Raw genomic sequence first — 414 nt, forward strand, 5'->3', positions numbered from 1 at the left:
CGCTGGCTGGAGCACTACCGCTGGGCCGAGGAGGACGGGGCCACGCTCCTTTTCGGCCGGGGGCGCATCACCCGGGACAACCCCTACCCCCGCTTCCACGGGGACCCTGAGGCCGGCCTTTTCGGCTGGCCCACGGTCTTTGAAGCCCGCCCCGGCATGCGCCAGTTCCAGGAGGAGATCTTCGGGCCCACCGTCAACCTGGTGAAGGTGGACGGCATTGAGGAAGCCATAGAGGTGGCCAACAGCCCCCCTTACGGCCTTCCCAGCGCCATCTCCCCCACCCCCCGCCACTGGGCCTACCTCTTCAAGGTGGGGATCCGGGCCGGCATGACCAGCATCAACAACGCCACCGTGGGGGCCGAGGCCCACCTGCCTTTCGGCGGGGTGAAGGCCAGCGGCAACGGGGCCCGGGAG

General features: G+C 69.8%; 1 protein-coding gene. It reads left to right on the forward strand.

What is annotated here, in order from left to right:
• The coding region (locus BVI061214_RS00370) for an aldehyde dehydrogenase family protein (protein ID WP_156303170.1) at window positions 1-414 on the forward strand (414 nt) is incomplete at both ends.

It is taken from the genome of Thermus aquaticus, from assembly GCF_001280255.1.
Taxonomy (GTDB): domain Bacteria; phylum Deinococcota; class Deinococci; order Deinococcales; family Thermaceae; genus Thermus; species Thermus aquaticus.